Raw genomic sequence first — 13,485 nt, forward strand, 5'->3', positions numbered from 1 at the left:
AGTGGGAAAAGTACAACTTAGAAAAGTTCAATTGCCAAAAACATTTAGTGATGTGAGTCCGGTATACCTGGAAGACACGACGATGGAACAAAGACTGAAGAAAGTTCTTGAGCTGATGAAGGAAGAGCACCTTGATTCTTTAATCATTTATGCCGACAAAGAACATGGAAGTAATTTTGAATACTTAACAGGATTTATTCCGCGATTTGAAGAAGGGCTGCTTGTATTGAAAAGATCAGGACAAGCATTTTTCATTCTCGGCAATGAAAACTTGAAGATGTCAAAACATGCACGTATTCATGGTGAACTATATCACTATCCGCTATTTTCATTGCCTAATCAACCAATGGACAATGAAGAAAGTCTTGTTTCAATCCTGAACAAAATAGATTTTTCGAATGATGAAAAGGTCGGGCTTGTCGGCTGGAAGATGTTTACCTCGAATCAACATGACAATGCGGCTATATTTGATCTCCCATATTTTATTGTTGAGGCGATCCAAAACATGCGGACGAAAGAAGCGAAAGTTGTGAATGCGACTCACATATTTATTGGCGGCGATAAAGGAGCCCGGACGGTTAACAATGCGAACGAGATTGCTCATTATGAGTACGGAGCCAACTTGTCTTCTACTAGTATGCTTAAAGCGATGAATGCCGTGGCGCCTGGAGTGAAAGAAAGCGAGCTGGGCAGTTTGCTGAATGCTGACGGTCAGACCAATAATGTCGTGACAATCGCAGCAACAGGAACAAGATTTGAAAAGGCCAATCTCTACCCGACAAATAAGCAAGTATCATTAGGAGATACACTTTCTTTAACTACAGGCTATAAAGGAGGGCTATCGAGCCGAGCCGGATTTGTTGTCGAACATGCGGAGCAGCTTCCTGTTAATCAACATGATTACTTGGAAAAAGTAGCGATTCCTTATTTTAAAACCGTCGTTTATTGGCTTGAAAATATTCGTCTTGGCATGGTGGGTGGAGAATTTTACAGCATGATTGAAAATGTTTATCCAAAGGACGAGTATCATTGGCATTTGAATCCCGGCCATCTTGTGGCGGATGAAGAATGGATGTCCTCTCCAATTTATCCGAATTCAAAAGAAATGCTAAAAAGCGGCATGCTGCTTCAACTGGATATTATTCCGTCTGTAGCCGGTTATGCGGGCGTAAGTGCCGAAGAATGTATTGCGCTTGCTGATGACGAGCTTAGAAACCAGATCAAAAATCAATACCCGGATTTATGGGCACGAATTGAGGAGCGCAGAAATTACATACAGAATGAATTAGGCATTAACCTGCCGGAACATGTGCTGCCGTTGTCCAATTTGGTAGCGTATATGCGTCCTTTCTTTTTAAACAAAGCAGAAGCATTAACAAATCGTTAAAAATGGACAAGGGGATGGGAACTTGCTTAAAATATTGCATTTTGCTTTATCAATCATAGTTATAGTTATAGCTGTTTATAGTTTAATGACGGATGACTTTACATATCAGTTAATTATGATGTTTTCTTTGAGTGGGTTAATGCTGGTGATGGGATTGAGGGAACTTCAGCGAAACAAGAAGGCAACTGGGTGGTTCTTAATGGTGACATTTTCGTTTCTTTTGTTTGTTTCATTTGCGAGTATTTAGAAGGAGGCGTTCGACATGAAAATAAACGAAATGGAATTTCATGTTCGAAATGTACATTACATAATCAGATCAGCAGAAGAAACTGACGCGACAATTTTATCGGAAGTGCGCTTGCAAATCGATGGCGAGACGGAAAATATGGATCGGGATACAGGGGAAGCGTATATCGACGAGGCTGGATTTAAGCAATTGATTAAGGAAGATAGCACTAGTCCCTGCAATCTATTTTTAGTTTGCGAAATGAACAGCAGGATTGTCGGCTTCTCGAGATGTGAAGGCACGCAGCTCAAACGAATGGCGCATAAAGTCGAGTTCGGTGTTGGCGTCTTGAAGGAGTTCTGGGGATATGGCATCGGCACTAATCTGTTAGAGGAATCGATTCGATGGGCCGATGCGAATGGTATCAAGAAAATGACGTTGGCCGTTCTTGAAACGAATGAAAAAGCAATCAAGCTTTATGAAAGATACGGCTTTGAAGTAGAAGGCGTTTTAAGAAAGGATAAGCTGCTGTCAGACGGGGATTTTTATAATACTGTTATGATGGGAAGGTTACATGATTAAAGAATTCTTGCGAGGGCGCAATTAGTGTAACGATGTCGCAGCGGGTACAAGTGTTGCTTATAATTATGAGAAGTCGAGGTTTTAAATGAGTGTTTGTGAAGGAGACAACGGATTTGCTGTCTCCTTTGCTTATGAAGTCACTTTATAATTAGAAGCTTTCTTTTTTTGAGAGTATGTATTGTATTAAAATGGCGGTTACTGTCATATTTAATACGATGCTTGTTCCGAGCGAAGCTGTCCATAATACGGTTGACATTGATACAGTTACGGATAATAGCAGGAACGTAATGAAAATATTACATTGCCTAGAAGCATTTTGTTCTTTTCAGCACCTGCTTATTGCCATAAAATACTCATAAATATGAGCAGGCATGTGTTTAACACTAACACTATCTTCCCATATGCATTTTTAATAGATAGGGCAGAAAAAATCACTGAAAGGGCAAAAGTGAAAAGTGCAATTTTTGATGGGAGATATGCGAGATCCCAAATACTCACCATAGGAAATAACAAAATGAAAATGCTGGTAAATAAAAATAACAGTGAGAAAATAAGTGCCAAAACAACAAAAATATAAGCATTAAGTCTATGTAACTGTTGTTTTTCGTATCCACTATCAATCATGTCGATTCCCCCAATCATCTTTTGTTATAATTATTTTAATTCTCTGTCAATTGATGGATTTCCTTCTCGTGTTTTAGCTCTGTTTATTGTATAGGGAAGGAAAACCGAACAGCATTTAAGGTGATTTTTGGAATAGTTAGCAGTTAAACGTCTTGCGAGCTTTGAAATCGACAAGACAGCGCCAGTGGTGACAGGTGTGAAAGATGGCGTCGTGTATAAAAAAGCGGTGAAGGTCTACTTCAACGAAGGAAGAGCGACGCTGAATGAAAAAGCGATAAGAAGCGGAAAGATAAGGCTCTGTTCGTAACTATTGTTGTTTTTACTTATTTCTATTATTACGTTGTGATGATCCTTTCACATTACATATTATTGTTTGGATGATAATCAGAATAAGGGCGATGATACCATACAAAAGGTTTCCCGCCACCTGACTAATTCCATCAACGGCTATATGGAAAAACCATAAATAAGAATAAACGAAAAAAATGACCGTGTTTAGTAGCATAAAGAAGATAAAATTTTTTGACCTTCTACTTTTAATTCGATAAAGAATAAAGAAAACGCCAATGAATACCCAAATACCGAGTGAACTAAAGAAAAATAAGATATCAGACACCGCGAAACCTCCCTATTATATAAAATTCTCACTGTCTATTCATACATATTTATCATATATTGATTTGAATTTTTCAAAATGGTTGTGGTTACTATTAGTTTTATTAAACCACTAGCAACAAAGTTTACGAACATAGCTAAAGATAAAAAGTCGATACCATAATTGGTATCGGCTTTTTTGTCCTTGTAACGAATCCGATACTTAATAACGTTTTGATACGATAACAAACGAAGAGAATATGGTGATGATTGACAGTGTGGATAATAGACTGATTGTCTGATAGCCATTTAAATCAATGATTTTAAGTTGAAAAAGGGAAGTGAAAATGGCCATATAAAGTAAAATAAAGAAACAGCTGACAAATAATCCTCTTTCGCGAATTCGTTTGGAACGGGCATCTTTTTTTGCTAATTTAGGATATAAATTGGCGAGACAGAAACACATGACAGCTGCACCGATGAAGACGAGTTCGTGTCCGATGAAGAATGAATCCGTAGAGATACTGGACCAGATGAGCAATAAACTAAATAACAGAAAGATAATACCGCTTGTTATGAAAAAGATTTTTCCTGCCTTCATACTCATTTGCATGATAAACTCCTCCGTGAAAATTCGTCATTTCTTTTATTATACAACACATTCCAAATTATTCTTGTTTCAATAAACTTTGTTGTAAATGCAACAAAATCCGTTATAATAAAAATAAAGATGCATTTAACAAAGGAGTGTTCATCTATGGCGAAATTCGTGATTGATCCTGATTTCTGGGCAGTTTTTCCGGAGGCGCAAATTAATGTTTTAACGGTGAAAAATATTGATAATCATGTTCCTGGAGATACTAGTTATTTTTCTGAACTGTTGAACAATGCTTCGAAAGAATCGGCTGTCCATTTGACTGCAGAAGTTTTTAGCCAAAATCAGGTGATTGATGAGTGGCGAAAAGCGTTTGCGAAGTTTAAGACGAAGAAGGGGGCTCGCTCATCGATTGAGGCGCTGTTGAAGCGGGCATATCAAGGTCGCGAGTTTACGCCGATCAATCCGTTGGTCGATATTTATAATAGTATCTCGCTGAAATATGCCGTTCCTTGCGGCGGGGAAGATTTACATAAGATTGTCGGTGATTTGCATCTCGGGAAAGCGAAGGGCGGAGAGTCGTTCTTGCCATTGGGGGCTGATGAGGATGCGCCGGCTTTACCGGGGGAAATTATGTATTTTGATGATGAAGGGTCGATTTGTCGTTGCTTGAATTGGCGGGAAGCGCAAAGAACGATGCTGACGGAGGAGACGACGGATGCGGTTCTTGTCATCGAAGCGATCAACAGCCAACAAACAGCAAATGCCAATGAGGCGATTAATGAGTTGAAACAATTAATGGATGCATACTTTAATACAGAGAGTGCTGTGAAGTATTTGACGAAAGATGAGGCTGTTTTCGAGCTTTGATTAGGGGTGAGGGCATTTGTATATACCGAAGCATTTTGAAATAAACGACCGAGATATGATTTATGAGATGATTGAAAAGTACAGCTTTGCGATGCTATTTTCTCAGCATAATGGCGAGCCGTATGCGACGCACTTGCCGCTGCTTTTGAACAAAGAGGAGCAGGCTTTGTACGGTCATTTTGCGCTTCCGAATGGGCAATGGAAAGATGCAGGAGAACAGCAAGTGCTGGCGATTTTCCACGGGCCGCACTGCTACATTTCGCCGTCTTGGTACGAAACTAAAAAGGCTGTGCCGACCTGGAATTATGTCGCAGTGCATGTTTACGGGAAACTGGAGCTGCTTGAAGACAGCCAAGTGATATACAATTCCTTGAATGACTCTGTGAGAAAATATGAACGATCGGACAGCGGCTATACCCTCGATGAGGTCGATCCGAAATTAATTGAAGGGATGAGTAAAGGGATTGTCGCCTTCAAAATTCATATCATAAAGATTGAAGCAAAAGCGAAACTAAGCCAAAATCATTCCATAGAACGGAAAGAGCTGGTGATTGAACAGTTGGAGAAAAGCTCGGATCGTGATGATCGGGAAATAGCTGCGCTTATGCGGAAAAACATTTGACGCTTGAGAATGCTCAAGCGTTTTTTATATGGTTAAGTTATACTGTAAATTAAGAATAAATAGTCAATTTTGTGGGTGGGGAGAAAATGAATTATCAAATAGTAGCGGTGACTAAAGCGGATGAGGAAATTTTAAAGGATTCTTTTGACGAAGAGAATTGCTTTCCCTACTTCATTAAATCTGATACGAAATATATTGGCTTTGCTTTAGTAGGAAAAGATCAATCATCCAACTGTATTGTGGAATTCTTTATTATGAAAAAGTACCGGAGAGAGGGTATAGGCAAAGCAGTTGTCAAAGAAATATTCCGCTTACATAAGGGTAATTGGGTAGTTCACCAAATATCCCACAATAAACCTGCGCAAGCATTTTGGAGAAACGGAATCGATGAGTTTACAGAAGGTAATTTTATTGAAGGTGAAGAAGATGGAAAACTAGTGCAAAAGTTTACTAGTTAATGGCTTCAGAAGTCAACAGCAAGATACGCGGAGGGTTTAAATATGCAGTTTATTACTTTATTTATTGTGTTTGCAATTTTAGTGTTGTTGATAGAAAGAGCAGCGACTAAATTACTGCGTGTAGAGAAGAGAAAGATTTCCGAAACGCCTGCTAAAAGAATTGATCAATGGGGAAGGGCTATTATTGTAATTATCTTTTTAGGTACTTATTGGTTTGTGCTTGATAAGGATATAAATGTCCAAAAAGGGTTTTGGATTTTCTATTTCACTGTATTATTTGGTTTTCAGGCTTTTATGGAGTGGAAGTATTTGAAGAACTCCAAACAATATGTAGTAAGTTTAATTTTGTTAATGCTCCTTGTGACGTTTGTTTATGTTTTAGTTTTTTTTCTTGAATGATTGGAAGCCGGAGGGATGCAAGGGTGGTTAAGCATATATGGAAGGGCATATTTATCATATATATGTTCATGCTGTTTGTTATTGTTGTGATTAAGTTCACTGGAAATATACATCTTGTAATCGATACGATTCAATCGAATAAATCGCGAGGCTCAGGGATAAACTTAGTTCCTTTTCGAACAATTAATTCTTACATCGGAAATAAGAATTCTGTTTCATTTTTAAACATATTTGGAAATATCATTCCGTTTATACCGATGGGATTTATCCTGCCTATGGCTTTTTCATCCCAAAGAACTTTAACTAAAACAATGATGACTTGTTTTTTGATCATATGTGGTATCGAGATTTTTCAATATGTTTCCCGTTTAGGGAGCTTTGATGTTGATGATATCATCTTGAATATATTTAGTTGTTTTATAGGATTTATATTGTTTAGAACGTACCAGCAATTATTTAATAAAGCAGGCTCAGAGCATTCACTCTGAGCTTAGATGCTGTCTAACCTTACACCTGCCATGCTCGGGTCCTAAGCTGACTCCCCCAAGAAACCAAAAGCGGGTTTCTTGTGTGATTCCTCTTAGTCCTCCCGCATGGCTCCTTTTTCATTGAAGTAAATTCGAGAGAGGTATACAAAAATGAAAAAGGACCGGAGACGTTTTTTCTTACTGCAGTTTCTCAATAATCTCCGTCAACGAGTCATTTGTATGTTCGAAAAATCCGGCCATCGGGCAAGTGATTTTCTCCATTCGTTCGAGTACGGATGGAATGGTATAGTCGGTCAAGTCGAGATGCTCGTTCACTTCCTCCCAATAAAGTGGGGCTGCGACGGTGGCGTCTGCTTTGCCGCGGGTGGAGTAGGGGCAGATAATTGTTTTTCCTTCGGCGTGCTGGACGTAATCGAGATAAAGCCGGTTGCCGCGATTTTTCTTAAAGCGTTCGATCGTGAAATCGTCCGGGAATTGCTGAACAAGGTATTGGGCGATGAAGCTGGTGAACAGCCTTGTTTCATCGTATGTGAAGCGACGGTCGGCAATCGGAATGTGTATTTGGATGCCTTTGCTGCCGGATAGTTTCGGGAAGCTAACGATATTGAAGCCGTCGAAAATCTTCCTCAGCTCCATCGCTGCCTTAATGGCGAGATGAAAGCTGTCACGACTTGGCGGGTCCAAGTCAAAGACAATTTCTAAAGGCTGTTGTTCATGAATGGCTTGAAAAGGGGTATGATATTCAATTGCCAGCTGATTGCCGAGCCAAAGTAAGGTGGATATGTCCTTACAGACGACAAAATCGGTTCCTTCCTTTTCGATAGTCGTAACGAAGCTTGGCGCATAGTCAGGACAATTTTTTTGGAAAAATGATTCGCCGTTAATACCGTTCGGATAGCGAATCACGGTCAAAATTCGATTTTGTAAAAACGGCAGCATATATGGTGAGATTTCTGCTAAGTAAGATAGCAGTCCGTCTTTATGGATAAGCGGGTCTTCCCAAATCACTTTATCGAGGTTCGTGAACTTGAGTTCAGGATCCACTGGTGTATTGCGGATAACTAGCTGCTGCCACGTGCATTGTTGCCAGTCAATGTCAAAATTGAAGCGGGCGAATGTTGCATTCTGCACTTGCCCGTTTTCAATTTTCTCGAAGTGGACTTCTGCACAAATGCCTGGGTTCGTGTAGACGGTGCCGGCTAATTTTTTTATTTGATTGTTTGTGATGGTTTGAATCAATAATGCTTTTTCCTGCTTAGCGATGCCTTGGAGGAAAGAGCCGATTTCGATTATTTCATTGTATTTGGTGATGCCGATGATAATTTCGTCGGTTTTCTGCCGGTATCCAAGAATAAAAAAAGAACCGCTTTTCATATGCATCTTCCTTATTCCAATATAGTACAGCTTTTCGGGTCTTGATTGACGAATGCTTGAATGCTCGGCTGGCGCAACGAATGTCCTTTAGGCCACTCCATATATTGTACTTTCACTGTTAAGACAGGTTCGAGCCATTGAATGTCTTTGATCCGTGGCGGATTTTTCGAGAACGGCCGTTGATCCGTTATTAGCGGTTCAATTGCTTTCGTGAACGTAATCCAGTCTTGACGCGTCAGCTTTCCGGTGCCGGCATGGCCGATGAATTGTAGTTGCTGATGTTCGTCGTAAAGCCCGAGCACGAGCGAGTTGACGATGTTGTTGCGGTATGTAACGCCAGCGATGACCGCGATCGTATCTTGATAGTTTTTTACCTTTTGCCAGTTGGCATTTTTACCGTTAATCGTGTATTTGCTTTGCAAATTTTTGCAGACGATGCCTTCGAGATTGTGCTGCTTAGCAACTTCAAAAAGGGTAGTGCCGTCCCTTTCAGAAGAGACGAGCTGAATCGTCGGATTGGGTTTGATCGTTTCGCGGAGCAGCTCCATTCTGTCGGCGAGCGGTTTATCGGTTTGCCATTGGCCGTTTAAATATAGTATGTCAAAAATCATGTAGAAAATCGGGACTTCCTTCTGGATGTGGCTAACACGGTCGGCTCGGCGGATGCCATCTCGCCTCATCACCTCATGGAATGACGGCTGCCCGTTTTGGTCGAGCGCAATTACTTCACCGTCTACTATGAGGGAGTCGGCATTGGTGTAGCTTTTCACATCAAGCAGCTCCGGGAAAATCTTCGTGCGTTCATTGAGCTTACGGTTGAACAGCTGCACGTCTTGTACGTCATAATAGGTCAAAATTCTGACACCGTCCCATTTAATCTGAAAAATCCAGTCTGAACCTGTCGGCGTTCTGTCACTGGCGACAGGCTCAAACGGAATAATTGGTTTCATGTTCATGCTGCACCTCTTGTTTTAAAAGCGGATGTCATCTTCGGTGGTGACCGTGTGGAATGTGCCGGCGCTGCCAAGCGGGTCGGCATCTCGCAATGTTCCGAAATCAAGGCCGGTCAATCTTTCCACATGCGATACAGCGACTTGATACGTTTTATATTCGCCGTAGGAAAAGTCGAGTCTGCCAAGCAGATTTTTTTGCGTCTGTAAATAGGCGGTTGCAGATAATGTGCCGTCATGCTTAATCATCACGGCTATTTTCCAAAACTCCTCAGGCAACTGAATGCCTCGATACGTCTGGTCGCTTTCCTTGAAAACCGGTCCGGTAAAAACGTTAACTTTTAAATTGTTGGTGACCGCATTGTTTAAAATGTAATCCTCCAAATCAAGCCACGTTTTTTGATTAAAATTTTTATGTTGCGGAGCGCAGTTTGTGAAATGGAACGTATCTTCATTGGCGGCAGCCGCTCTTGTGCCCCAAACAGGATCGCGGCGGCGCACAAGATGGCCGCGGTCTAAGTCATTGTTGCTGTATAGCTCAGGTCCGGCCAGGAAATCTTCGTCGATCCGCGGGTCATAATACCAGCTGTCGTTTCCGCGTTTGATGTCTTTTTGCTGCGAACCGTCGATATTGACGGCTGTGTAAAAGGCAAGGCGGCGCGATTTACTCATGACAATCGAGAAGTGGGTGTAATTTAGTATATATCCGCCTTCGAGCAAAGGAGCAATATCTTCTTTCAAATCATTGCTTAATTCAGGTAAGGGAACTTCGTATTGTTTGCTTAAAAAATTGGCGTCATAACCTTCGGCAAGCTCGTACCATTCCAGTGCCAGTTTCGTTGCTTTCATCACGTCGTTCAAATCCAATCAGCTCCTTTATGTAACCTATGCGTGCTGACTGCTCTTGCTAGTATTATTTATTTTCCGTTTTGAATGCGGATTTTCCTGCTTTTGCCTAGCTTGTTTTCTTTGCTCTTGTTTTTCGCGGTTTGGTAGCCTTTGGCGCTTCTGCCGGCTCGTTTTTTGTTCGGTCAATGGATGCTTGCAGAGCGCTCATGAGATCGACAACATTGCTTCGTTCTTCGGCAGCCGGTTGATCAGATGCTGCGATATATTCGTTTTTCTCCATTTTTTCCTGAATGAGTTTCTCAAGAGCGGTCCGGTATGTATCAGTGTATTTCTTCGGATCGAAGGCGGTCGTCAGCTGTTCAATCAACATCATGCCGATTTCGAATTCTTTTTCCGATACGGCTTGTCCGGTGACGCCGAGCGGCACATCTTTGACATTGCGCACTTCGTCAGGGAAATGCAGCGTTTCGAGTAGCAGCATGTTTTGGTGTGGACGGATAGCGGCAAGACGCTCTTTGCTGCGAATCGTAATTTTAGCGATGCCGATTTTCTTTGATTTTTTCAGAATTTCCGACAGCAGTGTGTAAGGCTTTGAACCGCCGCTGTCAGCTCCGACGAAGTATGTTTTGTCAAAGTAAATCGGGTCGATTTCCGATAGCTTGACGAAATCGATAATGGCAACTTGTTTTTTCTCATGTTCCTCTTTGAGCTTATTCATTTCTTCTTCGGTAATTTGAACGAAACGACCATTGGGTGACTCGAATACTTTGATAATTTCATCGCTTGTGACATCATCGTCGCACTCGGCGACTTTCTTGTACTTGATCGGTGACTTGCACTCTTTGTGGAACTGCCGGAACTTAATGTCTTTGTCCTCTACGGCCGAGAACAATTTAACGGGAATATTAACGAGACCAAACGAAATGCTTCCTTTCCAGACTGTATGCATAGTGATTCCTCTTTCTTTTTTTCTTAGATTTTGTAGTTTGATGTAATCTATGCGTGGAGGTTGACTTTGCGGAGATGTGGGGCGGATCGGACGAATTATTTGCGGATTGGGAGGGATTAATTGCAAAAGTGGAGGAATTGTTTGTGAAAGCGGACGAATTGTTTACTGAGTCGGACGAATTAATTGTAAATGTGGGTGAATTGTGGTGAAAAGCGGATGAATTGAGCAGGGAAGAGAAGTGAACAAAAGGCTGGTTATGGTGTTTGACGTTCTTGGAAGGGTGAGCTTGCAACTAAAAGTGGCTTTTTGTTCAATATGAACCCGCAACAAAACGAAAAGCCAATCATCATAACGAGATTGGCTTTGTTTAAGTCTGCCTTAATTTTTTACAAGCAGTACAGAAGCTCCGATAACGCTGATTAGGGCTAGCGCGACGCAAATGCCGAATCCGGCGCCAGTTGTGATGAAAAGCACAAAAGCTAAAGACTCAAGAATGGCAAAAGCTACACCGGATAGAAAAACAGTTTTGTTGTTTTTTCTCATAGCTACAAATATTTGAATGGTAACAATGTTAGCTAAAAATACAATGATAAATGCTATAAGATAGTCCAGTGAGAAAATGCTTGTTCCTTCAGGTGTCCCAAATAGGGAAAACATAGCGACTGGAAATGCTCCCATATTAATAACGATTGCAACGAGAACCCAAATAAATAGATATAGTGATTTTTTCATGATGTTTAATCTCCTCTTTAATAAATAAGGTTAAATTTCTGAACTTGGATAACTGTCTAACCTTACACCTGCCATGCTCGGAGGCCTATAGGATGTAGGTCACACCGGCGAAGACATGCGGACGTGGTGCTTTTAGCCGATGTTCCTTTATAGAGTTGGGACGGCTAGGAAATCAAAAATCGGATTTCCCATCCGTCCCGTCTTACATCTGCCGCATGGCTCCTTTCCATTGAAGCTAAATCAATGGAGCAGAATCAAAAATGAAAAGGAACGGTGACGGTTTTTCTTAATATTTATCAACAACAGCACCGAAACTAGATGCTTTTATATAAGGTTGATTGATTAGTGATGTTAATTGCTGTTTATCTCCAACTACTACAACGCCGATGATTTCAATGTTTTCTGCTGTCGGAGATGTGTTGTCTTTTTTCAATGTTTCGTATATGTGTGTGAATTCGTCTTTGTAAGACCCGCCTTTATCTTGCGCTAAATCCAAATTTGATAAGAATTCATCGACTGGGTTGTCGAGTGGTTCGCCCGCTTCAGTGAACGATTGGAATCCGGGCACTTCGTATTCTTTCAAAATTGTCGTCGGGTAGGAAGCATGTTCGCTATTAGAGGCTTTCATTCCGCCCAGTTCATCTGATGAATAGGCATCGACCCAGCTCCACTGCAACGTTACATTTTCAGGCAGCATTGCTTCGACCTCTTCATATGTGTAAGCCTTGTCGAAGGACAATGCCATCTCGATTATTTTGCCGTCATTTATTTCATCTAATAAACTTAAATCATTTGCATATTTTTCATACCGCAAAGCGGGATGGAAGAAATTCATGACGCGAGTTCCTGAGTAGGAGTATTGCGCCAGGTCCGAGTTCCCAAGCGTGATATTCAATTCTTGCGATCCTGCTGAAACTTCCCCGAGATAGACCGGTTTGTCATATAAGAGCTTATATTTTGGCGCTTCGGCTGAACTGCCAATCAATTTGTATTCCTCGTTCCAGGCACCGACATACGTATTGGCGCCGTATATGTCATAATACAATTCTTTAGCGGCCATTTTATTGCTCATCACATAGGGAGTTAGTTGGACTTTTAATAAAATCAATAACGCGACAACAAATAGTGAGACGATAAGGCTAACCCCTGTGATGCGAAAATAGCTTTTTCTTTTTGCTGATTTAATCAAATCTTTTTCAGTGAAGGAAGGATTGAATAAACGATCAATTTCATGATCTTCTTTCATTTTTTTCTCTCCATTTCTGTTTAAATTCTTTTCTCGCTCTATACAAGGTGGTCCGAATCGTCTCCACCTTCATATCAAGCATTACTGATATTTCTTCGTAAGATAAGCCGAGATCATATTTCAGCACCAGCAAGTTTTTATAGCTGGGCTTTAGCTCATCCAGCAGATTGTGTACATCTCCATGAAGTTCTTTTAGTAAAACAAAATCTTCGCCGGTTTCCTCTTGAATGAAAAAAGATATAAATGCGTCATCATCAATATTTACTTTTGGGAAACGCTGCGAGCGTCTGCACAAATCATAAAATTGATGAATGGAAACTTTGAATAACCAGGCGGAAATGTTCGTCACTTCGAGATGAATCATATTTTCAATGGCTTTGTAGAAGGTGTTCTGCACGATATCTTCGGCATCTTCCTTCGAACAGCCTATACTGACCAAATGCTTGAAGATGATGAGGACTTTTTGCTGATATAAATCTTCGATGGTTTCGATCTTCATTTATCCTCCTTTCACCTATATAACGGATGGATGAAAAAAAA

Annotated in this window: 19 protein-coding genes; 9 read left to right on the forward strand and 10 right to left on the reverse strand. The window is 40.9% G+C overall.

Translation table 11 applies throughout. The annotated features are described in order from the left end of the window. Position 1: 1 nt before the first annotated feature. The 3 genes from IEO70_RS04000 to IEO70_RS04010 all read left to right on the forward strand — a co-directional run bounded on the left by IEO70_RS04000 (position 2) and on the right by IEO70_RS04010 (position 2,195). A complete protein-coding gene (locus IEO70_RS04000; protein ID WP_328820861.1) occupies positions 2 to 1,387 on the forward strand; it encodes a M24 family metallopeptidase in 1,386 nt (461 codons plus the stop codon). Positions 1,388 to 1,505: 118 nt separating this feature from the next. Continuing rightward, entirely contained in the window at positions 1,506 to 1,634 is a 129-nt protein-coding gene (locus tag IEO70_RS19940; protein ID WP_268938713.1) for a DUF3953 domain-containing protein, read from the forward strand. Positions 1,635 to 1,649: 15 nt separating this feature from the next. Next, positions 1,650 to 2,195, forward strand: coding sequence for a GNAT family N-acetyltransferase (locus tag IEO70_RS04010; RefSeq protein ID WP_190997068.1), 546 nt, complete (start codon positions 1,650 to 1,652; stop codon positions 2,193 to 2,195). A gap of 336 nt (positions 2,196 to 2,531) precedes the next feature. On the opposite strand, the gene IEO70_RS04015 is transcribed toward IEO70_RS04010, so the two are convergent. From IEO70_RS04015 to IEO70_RS04025, 3 genes are all read right to left on the reverse strand, one after another. Then, positions 2,532 to 2,819: a hypothetical protein gene (locus IEO70_RS04015; protein WP_190997069.1), complete on the reverse strand. Its 288-nt coding sequence runs from the start codon at positions 2,817 to 2,819 to the stop codon at positions 2,532 to 2,534. 319 nt (positions 2,820 to 3,138) lie between these two features. Then, complete coding sequence (locus tag IEO70_RS04020) at positions 3,139 to 3,435, reverse strand: hypothetical protein (protein WP_190997070.1); 297 nt, start codon at positions 3,433 to 3,435, stop codon at positions 3,139 to 3,141. Between the two features lie 201 nt (positions 3,436 to 3,636). Continuing rightward, a complete protein-coding gene (locus IEO70_RS04025) occupies positions 3,637 to 4,026 on the reverse strand; it encodes a hypothetical protein (protein ID WP_190997071.1) in 390 nt (129 codons plus the stop codon). A gap of 144 nt (positions 4,027 to 4,170) precedes the next feature. Between IEO70_RS04025 and IEO70_RS04030 the strand changes: the two genes are divergently transcribed. The 5 genes from IEO70_RS04030 (at position 4,171) to IEO70_RS20410 (ending at position 6,845) form a co-directional block, all read left to right on the forward strand. Further along, positions 4,171 to 4,878 carry a B3/B4 domain-containing protein gene (locus tag IEO70_RS04030; protein ID WP_190997072.1) on the forward strand — a complete coding sequence of 236 codons (708 nt, stop codon included), beginning with the start codon at positions 4,171 to 4,173 and terminating at the stop codon, positions 4,876 to 4,878. A gap of 16 nt (positions 4,879 to 4,894) precedes the next feature. Then, positions 4,895 to 5,500, forward strand: coding sequence for an FMN-binding negative transcriptional regulator (locus IEO70_RS04035; RefSeq protein WP_190997073.1), 606 nt, complete (start codon positions 4,895 to 4,897; stop codon positions 5,498 to 5,500). Between the two features lie 86 nt (positions 5,501 to 5,586). Then, positions 5,587 to 5,958 (forward strand): GNAT family N-acetyltransferase, encoded by a 372-nt coding sequence (locus IEO70_RS04040; protein ID WP_190997074.1) that lies wholly within the window; start codon positions 5,587 to 5,589, stop codon positions 5,956 to 5,958. A 42-nt stretch (positions 5,959 to 6,000) separates the two neighbouring features. Then, a complete protein-coding gene (locus tag IEO70_RS04045; RefSeq protein WP_190997075.1) occupies positions 6,001 to 6,357 on the forward strand; it encodes a DUF4181 domain-containing protein in 357 nt (118 codons plus the stop codon). Positions 6,358 to 6,419: 62 nt separating this feature from the next. Next, entirely contained in the window at positions 6,420 to 6,845 is a 426-nt protein-coding gene (locus tag IEO70_RS20410; RefSeq protein ID WP_407948495.1) for a VanZ family protein, read from the forward strand. 177 nt (positions 6,846 to 7,022) lie between these two features. On the opposite strand, the gene ligD is transcribed toward IEO70_RS20410, so the two are convergent. From ligD to ku, 4 genes are all read right to left on the reverse strand, one after another. Then, positions 7,023 to 8,219: a DNA ligase D gene (gene ligD / locus IEO70_RS04055; RefSeq protein WP_235973484.1), complete on the reverse strand. Its 1,197-nt coding sequence runs from the start codon at positions 8,217 to 8,219 to the stop codon at positions 7,023 to 7,025. An 11-nt stretch (positions 8,220 to 8,230) separates the two neighbouring features. Continuing rightward, the gene (locus IEO70_RS04060) at positions 8,231 to 9,175 is read right to left on the reverse strand and encodes an ATP-dependent DNA ligase (protein WP_206711488.1); all 945 of its coding nucleotides are present in this window, start codon (positions 9,173 to 9,175) and stop codon (positions 8,231 to 8,233) included. A gap of 15 nt (positions 9,176 to 9,190) precedes the next feature. Beyond that, positions 9,191 to 10,021: a DNA/RNA non-specific endonuclease gene (locus IEO70_RS04065; protein WP_328820864.1), complete on the reverse strand. Its 831-nt coding sequence runs from the start codon at positions 10,019 to 10,021 to the stop codon at positions 9,191 to 9,193. Positions 10,022 to 10,124: 103 nt separating this feature from the next. Next, the gene (ku, locus tag IEO70_RS04070) at positions 10,125 to 10,967 is read right to left on the reverse strand and encodes a non-homologous end joining protein Ku (protein ID WP_190997078.1); all 843 of its coding nucleotides are present in this window, start codon (positions 10,965 to 10,967) and stop codon (positions 10,125 to 10,127) included. 74 nt (positions 10,968 to 11,041) lie between these two features. Here ku and IEO70_RS20145 point away from each other — a divergent pair, with 74 nt between their 5' ends. Next, positions 11,042 to 11,176, forward strand: coding sequence for a hypothetical protein (locus IEO70_RS20145; RefSeq protein WP_268938712.1), 135 nt, complete (start codon positions 11,042 to 11,044; stop codon positions 11,174 to 11,176). Positions 11,177 to 11,345: 169 nt separating this feature from the next. On the opposite strand, the gene IEO70_RS04075 is transcribed toward IEO70_RS20145, so the two are convergent. The 3 genes from IEO70_RS04075 to IEO70_RS04085 form a co-directional block, all read right to left on the reverse strand. Then, entirely contained in the window at positions 11,346 to 11,699 is a 354-nt protein-coding gene (locus IEO70_RS04075; RefSeq protein WP_190997079.1) for a hypothetical protein, read from the reverse strand. 286 nt (positions 11,700 to 11,985) lie between these two features. Continuing rightward, a complete protein-coding gene (locus IEO70_RS04080; RefSeq protein WP_190997080.1) occupies positions 11,986 to 12,945 on the reverse strand; it encodes an anti sigma factor C-terminal domain-containing protein in 960 nt (319 codons plus the stop codon). After that, a complete protein-coding gene (locus IEO70_RS04085) occupies positions 12,929 to 13,444 on the reverse strand; it encodes an RNA polymerase sigma factor (protein ID WP_190997081.1) in 516 nt (171 codons plus the stop codon). Before IEO70_RS04085 ends, IEO70_RS04080 begins: the two co-directional genes overlap by 17 nt. Positions 13,445 to 13,485: the final 41 nt, after the last annotated feature.

Origin of the sequence: Peribacillus faecalis (assembly GCF_014712675.1) — a bacterium.
Classification (GTDB): domain Bacteria; phylum Bacillota; class Bacilli; order Bacillales; family DSM-1321; genus Bacillus_AD; species Bacillus_AD faecalis.

Coding starts and splice junctions, on each gene's coding strand:
- IEO70_RS19940 (WP_268938713.1), top strand. CDS start 1,506: ATGTTTTCTTTGAGTGGGTTAATGCTGGTGATGGGATTGAGGGAACTT.
- IEO70_RS04010 (WP_190997068.1), top strand. CDS start 1,650: ATGAAAATAAACGAAATGGAATTTCATGTTCGAAATGTACATTACATA.
- IEO70_RS04015 (WP_190997069.1), bottom strand. CDS start 2,819: ATGATTGATAGTGGATACGAAAAACAACAGTTACATAGACTTAATGCT.
- IEO70_RS04025 (WP_190997071.1), bottom strand. CDS start 4,026: ATGCAAATGAGTATGAAGGCAGGAAAAATCTTTTTCATAACAAGCGGT.
- IEO70_RS04030 (WP_190997072.1), top strand. CDS start 4,171: ATGGCGAAATTCGTGATTGATCCTGATTTCTGGGCAGTTTTTCCGGAG.
- IEO70_RS04040 (WP_190997074.1), top strand. CDS start 5,587: ATGAATTATCAAATAGTAGCGGTGACTAAAGCGGATGAGGAAATTTTA.
- IEO70_RS04045 (WP_190997075.1), top strand. CDS start 6,001: ATGCAGTTTATTACTTTATTTATTGTGTTTGCAATTTTAGTGTTGTTG.
- IEO70_RS20410 (WP_407948495.1), top strand. CDS start 6,420: ATGTTCATGCTGTTTGTTATTGTTGTGATTAAGTTCACTGGAAATATA.
- ligD (WP_235973484.1), bottom strand. CDS start 8,219: ATGAAAAGCGGTTCTTTTTTTATTCTTGGATACCGGCAGAAAACCGAC.
- IEO70_RS04060 (WP_206711488.1), bottom strand. CDS start 9,175: ATGAACATGAAACCAATTATTCCGTTTGAGCCTGTCGCCAGTGACAGA.
- ku (WP_190997078.1), bottom strand. CDS start 10,967: ATGCATACAGTCTGGAAAGGAAGCATTTCGTTTGGTCTCGTTAATATT.
- IEO70_RS20145 (WP_268938712.1), top strand. CDS start 11,042: ATGTGGGGCGGATCGGACGAATTATTTGCGGATTGGGAGGGATTAATT.
- IEO70_RS04075 (WP_190997079.1), bottom strand. CDS start 11,699: ATGAAAAAATCACTATATCTATTTATTTGGGTTCTCGTTGCAATCGTT.
- IEO70_RS04080 (WP_190997080.1), bottom strand. CDS start 12,945: ATGAAAGAAGATCATGAAATTGATCGTTTATTCAATCCTTCCTTCACT.
- IEO70_RS04085 (WP_190997081.1), bottom strand. CDS start 13,444: ATGAAGATCGAAACCATCGAAGATTTATATCAGCAAAAAGTCCTCATC.